Here is a 17,859-nt window from a genome sequence, read left to right as displayed (position 1 = left end):
TTCTTCGGGTCCGGCGGAACCGCGCTTTACGGAACAATGATCCTGGTCTCCATCGGGTAGTGGGAATTGCCGCCGTCGAAGGGCGGGAAGGTCTTGAAATCTTCGCGCATGGCAACGCGCGCCGGTGATTGCAGCGCCGCCTGCAATGCCACCTGGCTGTCAAACATCACCCGGTTGCGTTGCATGTGGTTGACCCGCTCCCACGGCAGGAAGCCGCACCAGTCGATGCGCGACAGGACCTCGATCTGCCTGATGCCCGGGAAAGTGCGCATGACCTGCGGATGATGGCTGACATAGTGATGCATCCAGACGTTCAGGTCCTCGGCCGGTCCCGTATAATGCACAACGTAGGAACAGGGATTTCCGTTCTTCTCAATATCGAGCTTGTCGTCATCGACCGGAAAATGCCGGGCATACATTGCCTGTTGCGTCGCCTTCGCCCCGCGGATACTCGCAAGCACGCCCGATGCTGCAAGCTGCTGCAGGTGGCCTGTCGGCGCCATCGCCTTTTCGAGCTCTGTGAGCTCGTTGAAATAAAGCTGCATGCCGAAGACAGGAGACTGCTCATCCTTGTTATACATGTCCCTCGTGACCTCGGGTGTATAGAGATTGGCCGAGGTGAGGCCGGGCGTCAGCTTGATAATTTCGGCGACGGTCTCGGCATCCGCCTTGCTCACCCCGAGCTGGCTTCCGTCCACATTCTCGAAAAAGGCGAAATATGCAAAACGCATGGTTGGACTTTCCCTGCTACATTGTGAGGTCGCAACGCATGCGGCGCGGCCTCAGCTTCTCTGTCAATGCTCGACTATCAAACCGGCAGAGGGAAAAAACAAGCTTTAAACCTAAACTATTTCGCAGCCCGATTTCTGTCCGAAAATCGGTTGGATCTTATATGATTTAAGCTTCAATCTTTTCGCTTGAAACTCGCCGGGTTTTCGAGCACGATCCGCTCATTCGCGCCATAAACAAGGATATGAAACGCTGCCGGATTGCTCTTGGGGAGAGCTCGCTTCGTTTATTCCATTTATCGACGACAAGAAAAAACCGTATCCGGTCCGGCGGAGAACACTCCCGGTCAAAACCAGAGGGAACGAAATCCATGATCATGCCCTTTTTTCGCCGCGCCTTTATAGGCATTGCGGGCGCAACAACCCTGTTCATCGCCGGCGCTGGCTTTGCTTCGGCCGAAGCGCTCGTCGTTGGCTCCTATCCGAGCAACCCGCCCTTCGAATACAAGACCGCCGACGGCAAGTTCGAAGGCTTCGAAGTCGACATCGTCAATGAAGTGGCAAAACGCCTCGGCATGACGGTCGAGATTTCCGACCTCGGCTTCCAGGCGCTCTTCGCCGCGACGGCCTCCAAGCGCATCGACGTGGCAATCTCCTCGATCACGATCACCAAGGAACGCCTCGGCAGCCAATCCTTCACCCAGCCCTACTATGATTCCGACATGGGCATCGCCACCCGCAAAGAGGCCAAGCTTGCCGCGGTCGAGGATCTCAAGGATAAGGTCGTCGGTGTTCTCGCCGGCTCCACCGGCGACAAATGGGCCAAGGAAAATAAGAAAAAATACGGAATCAGTGACATCAAGAGCTATAACGCCCAGCAGGACTTGCTGATGGATCTTTCCGCCGGTCGTGCTGATGCCGCCGTGAGCGACGTGCCGGGTATGGAATATGCTTTCCTTAAGATGAAAGACCTCGTGGTCAAGGTCCGCATCAAAACCGGGGAGCAATACGGCCTGATGATGACCAAGGATCATCCGCTGCTCGGCAAGGCGAACGATGCGCTTACCGCAATGAAGAAGGATGGCACCCTCATCGCCATTCACAAGAAATGGTTCGGCACCGATCCCGCCGCAGACTCCGCCACTGCCACTGAACAGCCGCTGCCGAAGCCTTAAGCTGGCTTCCATCGAACAAATTCCATCCATGCCGGCCGGAAACGGCCGGCATTTTCGTGAGAGACGGACATGACCCTCCTCGATACGTTCTTCAATCTCGGGGTTCTCGGCGATGCGTTTCCGGCGTTGCTGCGCGGGCTGGTGAACACCTTTCTGCTCGGAATTGCCGGTATCGGCTTCGGCATTCCCTGCGGCCTCGTGATCGGCTTGCTGCGCCTCTACGGGCCGAAACCGCTACGCTATGCCACCGTTTTCTATATCGACATCTTCCGTGCGACGCCCATGTTGGTCGTGCTGATGCTGATCTATTTCGCATTGCCTTTCATCGGCATCCGCCTGTCATCATGGACCTGCGCGATATTGGCCTTCACGATTGTCATGGCCGCCTACATGGCCGAGGTTTTCCGTTCCGGCATCGAGAGCATTCCGAAGGGCCAGTTCGAAGCCGCCGCGGCTCTCGGTCTCTCCTTCATCGTAACCCTCCGCAAAGTCGTATTGCCGCAGGCGGTTCGCATCGTCATCCCGCCGACCACCAACAACTGCGTCTCGATGTTCAAAGACACATCGCTTGCCTCCACGGTGGCTCTGGCAGAGTTGATGAAGGAGGGCCTGGATGCGCAGGCGCTATATGCCAACCCGACGCCGCTGATCGGCGCAGCCCTGATCTACATCGCCTTTCTTTGGCCGATGGTGCGGTTGGTGAATCTGCTCGAAAAGAAATTCAGCAAGGAAAAGAAGCGGTAAAGCTATTCGAAGGCCGCGCCCGAGAGATGATTGCTGGCCGAGACTTTGACTGCCCCGATTTCCGACCAAAGCCCCGAGATCATGCGAGGATCGACGTCCGCCATCATCTCCTGTAGCCAGCGCTCATGCGCGGCGGCCATCGTAGCAAAGAATATCGTACCACTGTCGGTGAGCTTCGCGACGGTAACGCGCCGGTCGGCATCCGGCGTCAACCGCTGGATGTAGCCATCTGCCTCCAGCCGTTCGACCAGACCAGTGACATTGCCATTCGTGACCATCGTGCGCTTGGAAAGTTCACCTAGGCGGAGCCCGTCCTTCTCACGATAGAGCTGTGCCATCAGATCGAATTGCGGCAGCGTGGCGCCGAACTCGGCCCGAAGCCGCCGGCGGATTTCCTGCGAAATCAGTTTGGTCGTAGACAACATGCGCAGCCAGAGACGCAATTCCGGCTTGGAACGCCCCTGCACGCCATGGACGATAATCTCCAAGTCGACATTGATTGCGTCCGCTTCTGCCATTCCCAATATAGCCTCTTTCACTCGACCAAGCTCTAGAAGCTGATATTTGAAATGTCAAAGGAATCGTCAGCCTTTGCCGGCCAGCATCTTGGCCAGCATGAATCCCGATCCAGCCCCAGTTCCCGCACCCGGCCAGGTCGCGGCGCCGCAGATATAGAGCGACTTCACCGGCGTTTTGTAACGAGAATAACCGGCAACCGGCCGGAACAGGAAATTCTGGTCGAGATGATGACTGCCGGAAAGATTGTCGCCGCCAATCAGGTTCGGGTTCTCCCTTTCGAGATCAAGCGGGGAGAACACTGCGCGGCCGAGGATTTTCGCCTTCGTACCAGGGGCATAGCCTTCCAGAATATCCAGCACCCGATCGGCATAGGCTTCCTTCACCTCATCCCAGTCGGTCCCCGCAATCGTGCCGGAAGCATCGCCGCGAATCTCCGCCGGCAGTACGCGAACCTGCACCCAGAGCACATGCTTGCCCTCCGGCGCGCGCGAGGGATCGAACGCCGTGGGCTGGCCGACCACCAGCGCCGGTTCAGTCGGCAACAAGCCTGCCATAGCCTCCGAATAGACCCGCGACATCATCGCCAGGTCCGGCGCCACGTGCACATAGGCAAAGTCCTTCAATGCCTCGCCGGCTTTCCAGTCCGGCAGGCCATCCATTGCCAGATGGATCAACATCGTGCCCGGCCCGGCACGGAATCTCTCGACCTTGCGATCGAATGACTCCCGGGCCGGATCGGCATCGACCAGCTTTCCGAACAGCAGTCTCGGATGGACGTTGGAAATGACCGCCTTGCGGGCGGAAATCACCCGGCCGTCTGCCAGCTTGACACCTGTTGCTGTGCGATTCGACATCTCGACCCGCTCAACTGGCCTGCCGAGCATCAGTTCGCCGCCTTTTGCCTGCAGCAATCCAGTCATGGCTTTTATGATCGTATCGGCGCCGCCTTGGCCGATCACCATGCCAAAAGCCTGGTTCGCCATGCTTTCGAGATACGGGAACAGCGCTCCACCGGCGACATCCGGCGCAAAATCGAGGTGCAAGCCCCAGGCACTCATCATCGCTTTGACCTTGTCATTTTGGAAGCGGGCATCGAGGAAATCGCGAGGTGAAGCGAGCAGCATGCGTGCCGTGTCATAAAGCCAGCCAGTGCCCTTTTCACGCCAAGCCTTCCAGAGCACTTTCGCCGCAGCAAGCGACGGCATGGGCGAACCAAGCAACCCGAAGATATGCGGAGCGTTCGAGCCGAATTCGGCGAAGAGCTCTCGCCATGCCGCCGCGTCCTGCGACGAGATCGACTCGATCGCCCCGACCGTCTCTTCGAGATCGGTCGAGACCCCGAGATGGGTGCCGTCTCTGAAGACACTCGAGAAACAGCGTTTGGCGGGTACCAAGCCGAGCCCGTGCGCGATCAGTTCGCCTTTATATGTCGCAAAGAACGGCGAACCGGCGAACATCGACAGATTCATGGCCGCGAGATCGTGCCTGAATCCCGGCAGCGTGAAATCACCTGTCTTCACGGCGCCCCCCGGGTCCTGCTTGCCTTCTATGACGGCTACCGACCAGCCTCGTGCGGCGAGATGAATGGCGCTCGCAAGCCCATTATGACCTGCCCCAATCACCACCGCATCATATGCCGTCATCGCCGTTCCCCTGGATCACATTATTTATCCATATGCATACATTTTCCGGAATCGGCATCAAGGGGTCGCAGCCTGAAAACAGCACGACGACACGCAGGATAGCCTCTTCTCAACGCAAGATGGAGCCGCTTATTCCGGAGGAATCCATGAACTCCGTGCTCGAACGGAATATGCAAATTTTTGCGCGCGGTAGCGGCGCTCGATTGCTTGCATCCTCATATTTTCTGAAATAGGCTCGCCCATCGGTTAGCGGCATCCGGCGGAGGAAACCGGCCTGCCGCCCGGCTCACGAAACCGGTCATTCAAGGGGAATTCGGCATCATGTCTTCCAACACGCTTTCCAATCTCGCTTCCGCTCTTCTTTCCGGCTCGGTCAAGGTGGTCGACCTGACAGCGCCGCTTGGCCCTGATACCCCGGTGCTCTATTTGCCGCCACAGTTCGGCAAGAACACGCCGAAAGTCGCGGTCCACACGATCTCCGCCTACGATCAGGACGGTCCGTTCTGGGCCTGGAACTGGCTGGAGCTCGGTGAACACACCGGCACACATTTCGATGCGCCCTGTCACTGGATCACCGGCAAGGACAACCCGAACAACACAACAGACACCATTCCGCCGCAGAACTTCGTGGCGCCGGTCAACGTCATCGACCGCTCCACGGAAGCCGCTGAAAACCCGGATTACCTGCTGACCGTTGACAGCATCAAGGAATGGGAAGCCGAGCACGGCGAGATCGAAGCAGGCAGCTGGGTGCTGATGCGTTCCGATTGGTACAAGCGCAACGGCTCTACCGAAACCTTCCTGAACGCCGACGAGAATGGCCCGCATTCGCCAGGCCCGACGGCCGAAGCGATCGAATACCTGCTTTCCAAGGGTATCATCGGCTGGGGTCAGGAAACAGTCGGCACCGATGCCGGTTCGGCCGGCGGCATGAACCCGCCTTTCCCGGCGCACAACCTTATGCACAAGAACAACAAATACGGCTTGGCTTCGCTGTCCAACCTCGACCAGCTTCCGCCCAAGGGGGCGGTGCTGATCGCAGCGCCGCTCAAGTTCGTCAAGGGCACCGGCTCACCGGTCCGCGCACTGGCTCTCATCGCCGGCTGAATCCTGAGGGCCGGATCGTTCACGGTCCGGCCTTTTCTATATCCGGCAAAGAGGGTGCTATGGCGGATTTCGATTACATCGTCGTCGGCAGCGGCATCAACGCTTTGGTCGCTGCCGCCATGCTTGGGAAGAGGGGCAAACGAGTCCTCGTTCTCGAACGAAACGACGGCATTGGCGGCTGCCTCCGAACCGAGGAAATCACCGAGCCAGGCTTTATTCACGATGTGATGGCAACCACCATGGTGCTTTTCCTGACCTCGCCCGCCTACGGCGTGCTGGGCAAGGACCTGGAGAATCACGGCCTGGAATTTGCTCACGCCGAACTGCCGACCGGCGTGCTGCGACCGGATGGCTCTTCGGTGATCTTCTCGAAGGACCGGCAGCGCAACATTGCCAACTTCGAGGCGCTGGCTGAAGGCGACGGCAAGGCTTTCGACCGCGAGATGAATGCGCTGGGTGCGGACGCAGCCTTCCTCTTCTCACTGCTTGGCGGCGCGCTCTGGTCCGGCACGACGCTGAAGACCGTCGCGAAGCAGGGCTGGGGCAAGGGCCTTCGCCAGCTTGCTGCCTGGTTCGGAGACGCACTGAAACCTGCCCGCGGTTATCTTGAAACCACCTACAGGTCCGAGGCTGCGCATGCGCTCTGGGCGCCCTGGGTGTTGCATTGCGGGCTGGCGCCGGAAAGCGCCTATTCGGCCGAGATGCTAAAAGTCATTAGTTTTGCAATCGAGCTTGCTGGCTGCCCGATCGTCAAGGGCGGAGCAGCCAATCTCGTAACCGCTTTCGAACGCTTGATCGCAAATCAGGGAGGCACGATCCGCACCGGCGCAGATGTCGAGCGTATCCTTGCCGGCCAGGGCAACAAGGCAGCCGGTATCCGGTTGGCAAACGGTGAGGCGATCCAGGCGACGTCCGGCGTCATCTGCTCCACAACGCCAAACCAGATCTACGACCGACTACTGAAGGACTGGCCACAGCCGATACCAGCCGAAGTCGCCGATGGCGTCGCCCGCTACCGCTACGGCAAAGGCGACATGCAAATTCACTATGCGCTTTCTGCGCCACCTCGTTGGAAGGGCGATCCCGATCTCGGCAAAGTCGCGCTGCTGCACCTGACGCCCGGACTCGATGGCGTTTCACGCGCCACCAACGAATGCGAGCGCGGCCTTCTGCCCGCCGAGCCAACTGTCTGCGTCGGCCAACCCGTGAGTTTCGACCCCTCACGCGCACCGGAAGGCAAATCGATCCTTTGGCTTCAACTTCCGGAAGCTCCGCGCGTTATCAAGGGCGATGCAGCCGGTGAGATCCCCGTATCTGCAGATGGCAGTTGGACAGAGGCGGTGCGTGAACATTATGCGGACCGCATCGAGGCGATCCTTTTCCGTCACATTGAGAACTTTGCCGACATCAAGCTTGCCCGCCGCGCTTATTCTCCCGCCGATCTTGAGGGGATGAACATGAACCTTGTCGGTGGCGACCCCTATGGCGGCTTTTGCGGCCTGGATCAGTTTTTCCTCTGGCGGCCCTTCAAGTCGTCTGTTAACCACCGCACCCACGTGCCGGGTCTTTATCATATCGGCGCCTCGACCCATCCAGGTCCCGGGCTTGCCGGCGGCTCCGGTTTTCTGCTTGCATCGTCGTTGCGCTGAAACGCAGCGGCCGAAAATATCAAGAGGGCTCATGGCAGAACGGTTTTCAGGCGTGGTGTTACGCCGGCATCAGGAAGGTGATCAGGTGGATCGGCCCACGATGGGGGAAATCGGCCTCAATCACTTCGCCCCCTATCTGATGAACCGCATCATCGCCCGCTGGAACTCTAATATGGCGGAGGAGTTGCGCGAATACGAACTCTCGACTGCCAAGATGCGCACGCTGGCTGTCCTGAGCGTCTCCGCCTCACTCACCATCAACGAACTTTCCGTTTTTGCCGTCATTGAGCAATCGACAATGAGCCGCACGCTCGATTCTCTCGAGGATCAGGGTTATATCCGCCGCACGCCGCGGCCGGAGGACATGCGCATCCGCGACGTGACGATTACCGAAGACGGACGGGATGCCTTCGCTCGCTTCTGGCCGACCATGTACGATTCGCTGCTACAGATGTTCGACGGCATAGATGAGGAGGAGTATCGTGCCTTCACAGGCACGCTGCATAAAATCCTCCTGAACATCCGCAAGCACGAGATATGACCTATCTGTTTGCAAGCCGTGCTTGCAGGCTGTCGCGGATGCGTTTGCCGAGCGCCTGATAATTCTCATCGAAATGGTGCCCGCCTTCGATCGGCACGACCTCGACGCCGCGGTCCTTCAGCGTTGGGCACGGGTCGTCGTCTTCGTCCGTGCCATAGACACACTGGATAATTTTCGGATCTATCTTTGCGATGTCGTTGGTCGGATCGCCGCCTTTCCCAGCGGCGGTGACACCGAGCCAACCTGTGACGGAAATCTCGTAGTCCACTTGATGAGACAGTCCGAGCAGCGTGACCTGCCTCACCCTTTCCCGATCCGCCACCGGCAGGAGATTATAGGTGGCGGGCAGCACATCGGCTCCAAAAGAGTAACCAATCAGCAGCACGTTCTGGATGCCCCACTGCCGGCGATAGTGCTCGATGATTTTTGCCAGATCATCCGCCGTTCCTTGCGGTGTGCGTTCGGACCAGAAATAACGCAGCGAATCTACCCCAACTGTCGGGATGCCTTGAGACTGCAGGTAACCACCAACCTCGCTATCGAGGTCACGCCAGCCGCCGTCACCGGAATAAATTACCGCCATCGTGTTCATAGCCGGCTTTGCATCGAGTACCGTCAGCGGTAAATCGAGCGGCTGGCCGCTTTGGCCTGCCACCGCAATATGAGCCAGCAGAACCTCTGACAGAGCTTCTTCCGCAGTCGAGCTGGAATCGGCAAGTTCCACCTCCGGATGCTCCTGCTTCAGCCGCTGGCCATGCGCCTTGCCGGCAGCATCGGCGGACGCGGTGGAGATGATTGTTACTGCTGCCGGCAGGGCTCCATCGTCAAACCCATAAACCGTGCGATCGCCGATTTTCTGCTTCGAGGCGGGAGTGCAGAGTTCCTTAGCGAGCGGGATGCCGGCTGCCGGGTCGACAGCGATCGCCTCGCCTATAGTTGCATTCGGGCTCTGGGAGATCATGGCAAGCGCAAGTGCCCCGCCTTCTCCGATCCCGGCCACGATCGGATGACGATAATCCGAATTGCCGATCCGTCGCTGCACCTGTTGGGAAACATCCTCGATGTCGGACACCATATAGACGCATTCACCATCATCGGCAGCAAGCGATTTGATATATGCCGGAAAATCGATGCCGACCACTGCGGCGCCGGCATTCAGCAGAGCTTGGGCCTGCGCCTCCTCCCGCGCACCCCAGCCTTGCCCGTCCGAGATCAGGAAAACGATGCCCTGGAGATCATCATCTCCGCCGTTCGGCACCATGATGCGCGGCGACGGGATCAGGCCGGCCTGATAATCCTGCTGCTGAGCGACCGCGGTCGTGACGCAGGAGAACCAGCCAACAAGCGCGATGATGCAAAGAAACCGCAGGAACATCATTTACCAACCACTCCTCTCAAGCCGCCGCCGATCAGAAGCGTAGCGTCCATCATCACGATGGCAGGGCTAACCCCGCCCGCCACGGCGAGGTAGCGCGGCTCCCAGGTGGGATGGAACTTCGACTTGAAAGCTTTTAATCCTTTGAAGTTGTAGAATCGCTCGCCGTGCTCGAATACGACGCTGCCAATCCGGTCCCATGCGAGCGCAACTTCGCGCGTGGACATTCCCGAAAGTGGCGCCATGCCGAGATTAAAATGTGCATAACCGGCATCGCGCAGATATTCCATGACTTTCACGAACAAAAAATCCATGGATCCTTTCGGTGCTTCCGGCGAAAAGCGCATCAGATCGACTGTTCCTTCCTGTTTCGTATCGGTGATCAAAAGCGTTGCGAAAGCGACAATTCGGCCCTCCTTACGCAAAACCGCTACCGATTGCGAAGCGACATAATCATCTCGAAAAGCGCCCAGCGAGAACGTCTTTTCGCGCGTATTGTGTTCCGCAAGCCAGGCATCTGAGACCTGCCTGAGTTCCTCGATTGAAGCCATCACCTCCGGCGCATCGATGACCGAGAACTCCAACCCCTCACGCATGCCTTTGTTGACAGCCTGCCGCAGTCCGGCGAGACGACCGCCTTTGAGATCGAAATGCGAAAGATCGATAATCGCAAGTTCACCAAGCCTGAAGGCCCTCAGCCCGGCATCGGCGCAATGGGAAAGCAGGCCAGGCGATATTTGATAAAACACTGCGCGGCCACCCCGACTGCGCGCCTCTTCGACAAAACGCCAGACGAGATCTGCCGTCTCCTCTTGCGGTCCGACGGGATCAAAGAGGGCGATCCAGGACCGTCCCTGGATGCCGTACATGAGAAAGGCACGGCCACTCTCGGAGAACATCAGGCGCTTGTCTCCCATCCGAACCAGATTGGCATCGGCGTTATCCTGCGCCATCACGATCTGGATTGCCCGTCCGAGATCGTCCGCCGTTGACGGCGGCGAGCGCCGCGTGGCCGGTCGCAACAGACTGTAAAAAGAGATGGACGCCGCGAAGATCGCCAGGCCAAGAACAGCACGCAGGCCGCGTGGCGCCTCTTCGGAAAACTCGAACTGCCACCAGAGCTCGTGGCTGTATTCCACCTCGCGGTAGACGAAAAGCAGAACTGTAACGGCTGTAGCCACGATAATGAGCATGGCGGCAATCCAGCTCGGCGATAGCACCTGCCCAAACAGCGATGCACGGCGATTGAACTGTTTCGCACTGAGAAAAAGACCTACCAGCAGAATGACGAGGAAGATGGCTTCAAAAGGAGCGATCGCGCGCACGAAAGCGAAGACGAGCGCAAGAGCAGTACAGACCATGCCCGTCCACCAGGCTCCATCCAACCGCTGGCCTATTCCGCGCGCTGCCACAAAGAGAATGAGGCCAAGGATACTGGAAAGGAAATGCGCGCCCTCCACGAACGGCAGCGACAAATAGTTGGAAAGGAAATTCAGGTCGGAATCCGGCGTCGGCGTCACGCTTGAAAAAATCAACATTGCGCCGGCGATTATCGCAAAGGCTGCTAGCAGCGGCGGCACCAGCCGGAATTCCAGCTTGCGTAATGTGGAAGCCACCGGATGATGGGCAAGCTGACGTATCTCGACGCCGATGACCACGAGCGTCGCGATGAGCAGCGGCAGAACGTGATAGACGACACGGTAAAGAACCAAGCTGCCGAGCACTTGATCGATGCTGACCGTATTGCCGAGTGCTGCGATGATCACGGTTTCGAAGACACCGAGGCCGGCAGGCACGTGGCTCAGCACTCCGAGGCCGACGGCGGTGGCATAGATGGCGAGGAACGAAGGCCAGCCAATATTCGTCTGCGGAAGGAGGACATAGAGGACGGAGGCCGAGGCGGCAATATCAAGCGCTGTGATGAGGAACTGCTGCGAGGACGTTCGGGTATCCGGCAGACGGATGCTCAGGCTGCCGATCGAAATCGTCCGCCCATCACGCCCCGATATCACCAGGACGGATAGCATGATGATGATCAGGATTGCTCCGGCACGGATCCAGCCATCATCAGCCCCCAGAATCGCCCCGATCCTTGGTGCCGTGACGAGCGAGGCCAATGCCGTGACGGCGAGTAATCCGATCCCGAAGGCTAACGTCACGAAGGCGATGACACGACCGATATCATCCGGTGAAAGGCCAAGGCGGGAATAAGCGCGAAAGCGGATAGCACCGCCACTCAGGGCTCCGAATCCGGCCGTGTTGCCGACCGCATAGGCACTGAAAGCGGTCATCGCGACTGGCATAAACGGCAGGGTGCGGCCGATGTAGGCGAGCGCGTTCATGTCGTAGCCGACGAGGGCCGCAAAACTCAGCATGGTGAAGAAGACAGCAAGCCCGATTGCAGACCACCGTGTATTGCCGAGCGCTTCGATCACATCGTCATAGCTTACCTCGGTGGTGAGATTATAAATGGCGAACGTTGTGAGGGCGAACACCACCACCACCACGAGCGCGACAATGTAAGAGCGATACGCCTCGATGATATCTCGAAAGCGGCCAAGCTGACGATCAGTGGGTGTCATGGTGATTTAACCGGTGCCGAGGAATTGCGCATCCAGATTTTGGTCGGATGCGCAGCAAAAGCAACGGGATCGCGGCTTTAATGTGTCTGATATGCTTAAAGCGTGGCGACCGTCTTCAAGGCGCCGTCAAGCGCGATCCCGTTCTCGTCGAGCAGCGCCGCCTGACGCAAACGTTTCATCCAGATCGCACCGTCCTCGCGGTCGCTAAGTGTCATCAGCGCCGACATCACCCGGTCGAACTTCGAAAGCCCCCGCGCATGGGTATCGGAATAGCCCTTCACCAGTCGTCGATTGTTGATTACTTCGACCGCAAGATCATAGTTCCGTGAGAACAGCGGGATCGCCGCATTGAGCCAGGCCTCGAGGTGCTCGGTCTCACGCAGGTGCCGCAACGTGCGGCGACGGATACGGCGTAGCGCCGCGACCGTATAGAGCGTCAGAAACCAGAAGAGGGTGCCGGTTTGCACCCGGCGGCCCTTGTTGATGCGTCGGTCGAGCCAGGAGAATAGTTTTGGGCGCTTCTCGACCCAGAGACCAAGCCCCTTCGGCAGCGTGCCACAGACCTCTTCCATGCGCGGATGCATGTATTCGGTCATGTAGAGGATCTGATCCTGCTTGACGCCGACCTCCTTGCGTACCCGGTCGAAACGGCTGCCTCGGGTCTTGAGGTCCGCTACGCGGATAACGTCGTCATAGGCCATGGCGACCGCCACATATTTCGCCGCCTGAACTGTGAAGGCATAATCCTTCTCCTCGCCGCCATTGGCGCGGTCGAGAGCATGGAGCTTACCCACACGATCAAGATACTCGCCGGCATACGCCGGGTCTTGGAAATCCACGAGCTTCTTGACGCCGGCAAAAAGCAACGGCAAAGCGACTTCGGGAAATTCGGCGCGCAGGCGATGCACCAACCGGTCGAGTTCCGGATGACCGGCCGTTTCCGGCATGGCGTCGAAACGCTTCGGCGGCGAGGCGCTTATCTCATCCCGTGGCCTCGTCCTTGCCCGGTCGAACGCAGCATTGAAAGTCTTCAAGCTCGCCTCGATGCCTTTGCCTCCACCACGGATCGTCGCCTCGAACGCCTCCTTGGAAAAGGGCAGGAGGTCGGCTGCAGCCAGCGCGCCGAACATCGAGGCGGAAATCACGCTGCCGTTCTTGAGCGCCAACGTATCCATGTCGAAAGCAATCGTCCGTTTGGCGGCGAAATCCGTGGCGCCGACCACAACCGTCGGATCGCCGATGCCATCGCCCGGCTTTTCCTTTTCGCCGACGGCAAACGAGCGGTGCGTCGAAGCAATCAACACCGTCTTGTCCGGCGTCACGAGGCCGCGAAGAACCGAACGGCCGGCCTCCATCAGCTCGGCGGCGAGCACGACATCCACATCGCCCGGTGTCGGCATTAGGGAGAAGATCGGCGAGACACCATCCCTAGCCGGCAGCATCTCGATGTAATAGATCGTGGCGCCGGTGCGCTGGGCGACGCCAGGCACTGAGGTGGATTGCGCCATCCAGCCCTGCTCTTCAGCAAGCGCAACGATCCAGTCGGCGAGCACGCCACCTCCCTGGCCGCCCATGGCGAGAATAGCGAGCGTCAGCGGCTTGTCGGAAGCGATCAGCGTCTTCAGGTTCACGGTTTCGTTCATAACCTTGTCCTTAATCCGCAAACATGATGCGACCGGCAGCGCGGCGGGCCTGAAGCCACCCGATGACCTTGTTGCGCAAGTGGTAGACGAACCTGTCCCAGCCGTTCGGATTGTGGATGACATCGGCGCGATAGAAGGACGGACAGAGGACCGCAGCCTCCGAAACCTCACCGCAATTGCCGCAGCCGACACAGCTATTGTCGATCGCCGCAACCGGATCATCCTTCAGGGGATCATCGGTGTGCTTGACCGAAAGCGACGGACAGCCGGAGAGACGAATGCAGGCGTGATCACCCGTGCAGACGTCTTCGTCCACCCCGAACCGTTCCTTCACCATGCGCTTGCCATCCTTCACCGCCTTGGCGAATTGCGGCTTCACGCGGCGCTGCTTGTTCAGCATGCATTCGGAGGAGGCCACGATGATCTTCGGGCCCTTCTCCCTGGTCGTCAGCGCTTCCTTCAACGTGTCGCGCATCTTGGCGACGTCATAAGTGCGGTCGATCTGGCGCACCCAGGTGGCCCCGATGCCCTTCACCGCGTTGACGATTGAATTGTTCGTCTTGCGGTTTGGATTGATAGCGCGCGATGAAAGGATGTCCTGCCCGCCGGTCGCCGCCGAGTAATAATTGTCGACGACAAGAATGACGCCGTCCTGCTTGTTGAAAACCGCGTTGCCGACCGAGGTGGCAAGACCATTGTGCCAGAAACCACCGTCGCCCATGACGGCGATCGAACGCTTGTCCGCCTCGACATTGAAAGCCGAGGCGGAAGCCGGGCCGAGACCATAGCCCATCGTCGTGCCCCCGATATTGAAGGGCGGCAAAATCGAGAAGAGATGGCAACCGATATCCGCTGAGACGTGATGCTCGCCGAGTTCCTTTTCGACCAGTTTCATGGCCGCGAAAATCGGTCGCTCCGGACAACCAGTACAAAAGCCGGCCGGACGGGCAGGCACGACTTCTGCCAGCGCCTTTACTTTCGGATCATTCAGGATTGGTGTCGGGTCCGGAACTGGCGGCTGGTTGCCAAGCAGGATTCGATCATACATTTCGATAAAGGTTTTCAAACCCTTCATCATCACCGGCGCGGTATATTCTCCACCAAGCGGCAGGATATCCTTGCCGTGGAGTTTCGTCTGAATGTCCCGGCGACGCAGGAGTGTATGCATCGTCTGCTCGATATATTCCGGGGCGCCTTCCTCGACCATGATCACGGCCTTCTTGCCGATACAGAAATCGACGACCTCCTCGTCGACCATCGGATAGGCAACGTTCATCACGTAGAGCGGGATCGATGAATTGCCGTAGACGTCAGCCAGTCCGAGTTGCTGCAGGGCGCGCATGACGCCGTTATACATGCCGCCCAGCATGATAATGCCGATTTCACCCTCTTCCGGACCGAAGAACTCGTTGAGTTTCCTCTCCTTGATGAAGTTGACGGCTGCCGGCCAGCGGCGCTCCAGCTTGTCCTTCTCGTGAATGAAGTTTGCCGGCGGCAGAACAATACGGTTCACGTCGCGCACAGGATTTTCAAGTGCCTGCTTCAGCGTATAAGTTGGCCGCTTGTTGTCCTTGGCGACGAACTGGCCATGCACATGGCAGGCGCGGATTCGCACTTCCAGCATGACCGGCGTGTTCGATGCTTCAGAAAGCTGGAAACCATCCTCCACCGCCTGAACGATTGAAGGCAGGTTCGGCCGCGGATCGAGAAGCCACATCTGCGACTTCATCGCAAAGGCGTGGGAACGCTCCTGCATGATCGACGAGCCCTCGCCGAAATCCTCGCCGAGGATGATCAGCGCGCCGCCGTTGACGCCGCCGGAGGAAAGGTTGGAAAGGGCATCGGAAGCGACGTTCGTGCCGGCGGTCGACTTCCAGGTGACCGCGCCGCGCACCGGATACATGACGGAGGCCGAGAGCATCGCGGCGGCAGCCGCTTCGGAGGCCGAAGTCTCGAAATGCACCCCGAGGTCTTCCATCATGTCCTTTGCGTCGGCCAAGACATCCATCAAGTGAGAGATCGGCGAACCCTGGTATCCGCCCACATAGGAAACGCCGGATTGCAGCAGCGCTTTGGTGATGGCGAGAATGCCCTCGCCGCGGAAGATCTCGCCTTCTCCAAGCTTCAAATCCTCGACTTCGCGCGCAAAAGACCGCTCAGCCATGGCAGTTCCCCTTTGCCTTTTCGGCTTTAACCCACAAACATTTGCAAAAGCATATTTTCTACATCATGTAGTTGTCAATTCACAAATACAGACGGACTAGACGGCCTATTTTTGGGGATCAGATCGCCTGAAGGCACCACATACCACGGCGTAATTATATGCACACACATATTATTCGAGCGTGCCGAGGTGAAAAACACCCGTTTCGGTCGCAAATAATCCTTGCCGCCATCCGACACTTATTTTAACGTTCAACCATTCGAACGAAGAGCCCGACACGGACAGCCTGTCCGCCAGTTTGGCCGAGTGGGAACAACGGAGTTAGATCATGATGACGCTCTCCCGGCGCCAGGCATTGAGCTTGGGCACGGCTACTTTTCTGACAGGCGTATTTTCCGGACGTAACGCGCTTTTTGCGCAGGACAGTTCGACGCTGACCATTGCCTATAACGTCAACCTGCCCTCCTTCGATCCAACTGTTGGTCCATCGGCGGTCAACCCGACGATCCAGGCGATCTACCGCTCGATCTTCGATCAGTTCATCGGCCAGGGCCCGGACCTTTCCTTCCTGCCCGGCCTTCTGACCGCCTGGGGCTGGAACGACGACAAAACGCAGATCTGGATGGACGTCCGCGAAGGTGTCAAATGGCACGACGGCTCCGACTTCACGCCGGAAGACATCATCTGGTCGCTGGAACGCGCCGCCAAACAGGAAACCGGCAATCCGATCCAATTTGTCTGGTCGACTGCCGGCAACTACAAGATCGATGGCAAGCGCATCACGGGCGACGTGAAGCAGTATGACCCGACCTTCTTCAAATGGATGGCCTTCCTGACCGGCTATGTGATGCCGAAGGCCTATTACGAGAAGGTCGGCGCGGAAGGGTTCGAGAAGAAACCGGTTGGCACTGGCCCCTACATGGTTGATGCCTATGAAGGCAATGCCTTCCTGCGCCTCAAAGCCAATCCGAACTATTACGGCGGCAAGCCGGCCTTCGACACGGTCGTTTTCAAGTTCGTGCCGGATGCAACTACCCGTGTGGCAGAAATCGAGTCCGGCTCTTCCGACATCACGCTTGAAATTCCCTATGAAGAATACGACCGCCTGAAGGGGAAGGCCGGATTGAAAGGGGTCGCCACGCCGATCTCCGACATCGGAATGATCTTCCTGAACAACATCGACGCCATGCTCGACAAGAACGTGCGCCTCGCCGCCCATCATGCGATCGACAAGAAAGCGATCGTCGATCGGCTGCTGCGCGGCTACGGCGTGCCGATCGATACGCTCGAGGCACCGGAATACGATGCCTATGACGCGTCCATCAAGGTCGGCTATGACCAGGCAAAAGCCAAGGACCTGCTCAAGGCTTCCGGCTATTCCACCGACAGGCCTGTAAAATTCAAGATCCAGACGACGCGCGGCTTCAAGCCGAAGGATTACGAAATGATCCAGGCGATCGTCGGCATGTGGCGCCGCGTTGGCATCGAGGCGGAGATCGAGGTCTACGAGATCGCCAAGCATTACGAACTGCGGGCCGCCGACCAACTGGCGCCTGCCGCCTTCTATAACTGGGGCAACGCGATCGGCGACCCGACGACCTCCACCGGCTTCGCCATGTTCGGACCCTCGCCGCACTCGGTCTGGAACACGGAAGACCTCGACAACATGATCATGCCGCTCTGGGGCGAAAAGGACGAGAAGAAGCGTATCGACGGCTGGAAGGCCGTCAGCAAATACATCGCCGAACAGGGTTACGTCATCCCGTTGCTGCAATACGTCCAGCCGATCGTCTACAAGGAGAAGCTGAAGGTCGTGCCGAACGTTTCCGGCGCGCTGCAACCAACGTTGGTGTCAAAGGCCTGATTGCTTCTCCTTCCCCCGGCGGGGAGAAGGAGGTCCGAAGGACTGGATGAGGGGCAGTATGACGCGATCTATCCTGCGCTTGCCGCTTAGGATATTCGTCGCTGGCGTTCCTCATCCCCCTCATC

Annotated in this window: 13 protein-coding genes; 6 read left to right on the top strand and 7 right to left on the bottom strand. The window is 58.6% G+C overall.

The features are described from left to right. Window positions 1–26 precede the first annotated feature (26 nt). A complete protein-coding gene (locus J2046_RS23660) occupies window positions 27–731 on the bottom strand; it encodes a hypothetical protein (protein WP_210056077.1) in 705 nt (234 codons plus the stop codon). 374 nt (window positions 732–1,105) lie between these two features. Between J2046_RS23660 and J2046_RS23655 the strand changes: the two genes are divergently transcribed. Continuing rightward, window positions 1,106–1,903 (top strand): ABC transporter substrate-binding protein, encoded by a 798-nt coding sequence (locus J2046_RS23655; RefSeq protein ID WP_210056253.1) that lies wholly within the window; start codon window positions 1,106–1,108, stop codon window positions 1,901–1,903. Between the two features lie 69 nt (window positions 1,904–1,972). Continuing rightward, window positions 1,973–2,647, top strand: coding sequence for an amino acid ABC transporter permease (locus J2046_RS23650; RefSeq protein WP_210056075.1), 675 nt, complete (start codon window positions 1,973–1,975; stop codon window positions 2,645–2,647). A gap of 2 nt (window positions 2,648–2,649) precedes the next feature. Here the strand turns inward: J2046_RS23650 and J2046_RS23645 are convergent, their stop codons facing one another. Then, window positions 2,650–3,165, bottom strand: a complete 516-nt coding sequence (locus J2046_RS23645) for a MarR family winged helix-turn-helix transcriptional regulator (RefSeq protein WP_210056073.1) — start codon at window positions 3,163–3,165, stop codon at window positions 2,650–2,652. Between the two features lie 66 nt (window positions 3,166–3,231). Further along, complete coding sequence (locus J2046_RS23640; RefSeq protein ID WP_210056071.1) at window positions 3,232–4,809, bottom strand: phytoene desaturase family protein; 1,578 nt, start codon at window positions 4,807–4,809, stop codon at window positions 3,232–3,234. Window positions 4,810–5,130: 321 nt separating this feature from the next. Between J2046_RS23640 and J2046_RS23635 the strand changes: the two genes are divergently transcribed. Genes J2046_RS23635 through J2046_RS23625 form a run of 3 tightly spaced genes read left to right on the top strand, consistent with a single transcriptional unit; the run spans window position 5,131 to window position 8,106 of the window. Next, on the top strand, window positions 5,131–5,916 hold the full coding sequence (locus tag J2046_RS23635) for a cyclase family protein (RefSeq protein WP_210056070.1): 786 nt from the start codon (window positions 5,131–5,133) through the stop codon (window positions 5,914–5,916). A 59-nt stretch (window positions 5,917–5,975) separates the two neighbouring features. Beyond that, window positions 5,976–7,565, top strand: a complete 1,590-nt coding sequence (locus J2046_RS23630; protein WP_210056068.1) for a phytoene desaturase family protein — start codon at window positions 5,976–5,978, stop codon at window positions 7,563–7,565. 31 nt (window positions 7,566–7,596) lie between these two features. After that, a complete protein-coding gene (locus tag J2046_RS23625; RefSeq protein ID WP_210056066.1) occupies window positions 7,597–8,106 on the top strand; it encodes a MarR family winged helix-turn-helix transcriptional regulator in 510 nt (169 codons plus the stop codon). Window position 8,107: 1 nt separating this feature from the next. Here the strand turns inward: J2046_RS23625 and J2046_RS23620 are convergent, their stop codons facing one another. From J2046_RS23620 to J2046_RS23605, 4 genes are all read right to left on the bottom strand, one after another. Next, window positions 8,108–9,484, bottom strand: a complete 1,377-nt coding sequence (locus tag J2046_RS23620) for a virulence factor family protein (RefSeq protein ID WP_325169781.1) — start codon at window positions 9,482–9,484, stop codon at window positions 8,108–8,110. Continuing rightward, a complete protein-coding gene (gene mprF / locus J2046_RS23615; protein ID WP_210056064.1) occupies window positions 9,481–12,063 on the bottom strand; it encodes a bifunctional lysylphosphatidylglycerol flippase/synthetase MprF in 2,583 nt (860 codons plus the stop codon). Before mprF ends, J2046_RS23620 begins: the two co-directional genes overlap by 4 nt. A 95-nt stretch (window positions 12,064–12,158) precedes the next feature. Further along, the gene (locus tag J2046_RS23610) at window positions 12,159–13,706 is read right to left on the bottom strand and encodes an indolepyruvate oxidoreductase subunit beta family protein (protein ID WP_210056062.1); all 1,548 of its coding nucleotides are present in this window, start codon (window positions 13,704–13,706) and stop codon (window positions 12,159–12,161) included. A gap of 10 nt (window positions 13,707–13,716) precedes the next feature. Continuing rightward, the gene (locus J2046_RS23605) at window positions 13,717–15,870 is read right to left on the bottom strand and encodes an indolepyruvate ferredoxin oxidoreductase subunit alpha (protein WP_210056060.1); all 2,154 of its coding nucleotides are present in this window, start codon (window positions 15,868–15,870) and stop codon (window positions 13,717–13,719) included. Window positions 15,871–16,198: 328 nt separating this feature from the next. Here J2046_RS23605 and J2046_RS23600 point away from each other — a divergent pair, with 328 nt between their 5' ends. Then, window positions 16,199–17,734 (top strand): ABC transporter substrate-binding protein, encoded by a 1,536-nt coding sequence (locus J2046_RS23600; protein WP_210056058.1) that lies wholly within the window; start codon window positions 16,199–16,201, stop codon window positions 17,732–17,734. Window positions 17,735–17,859 lie beyond the last annotated feature (125 nt).

The sequence above is a fragment of the Neorhizobium petrolearium genome (genome assembly GCF_017873175.1).
Lineage (GTDB): Bacteria > Pseudomonadota > Alphaproteobacteria > Rhizobiales > Rhizobiaceae > Neorhizobium > Neorhizobium petrolearium.
The sequence above is the reverse complement of the archived record's forward strand: the minus strand, read 5'-3'. Positions and strand labels throughout refer to the sequence as shown.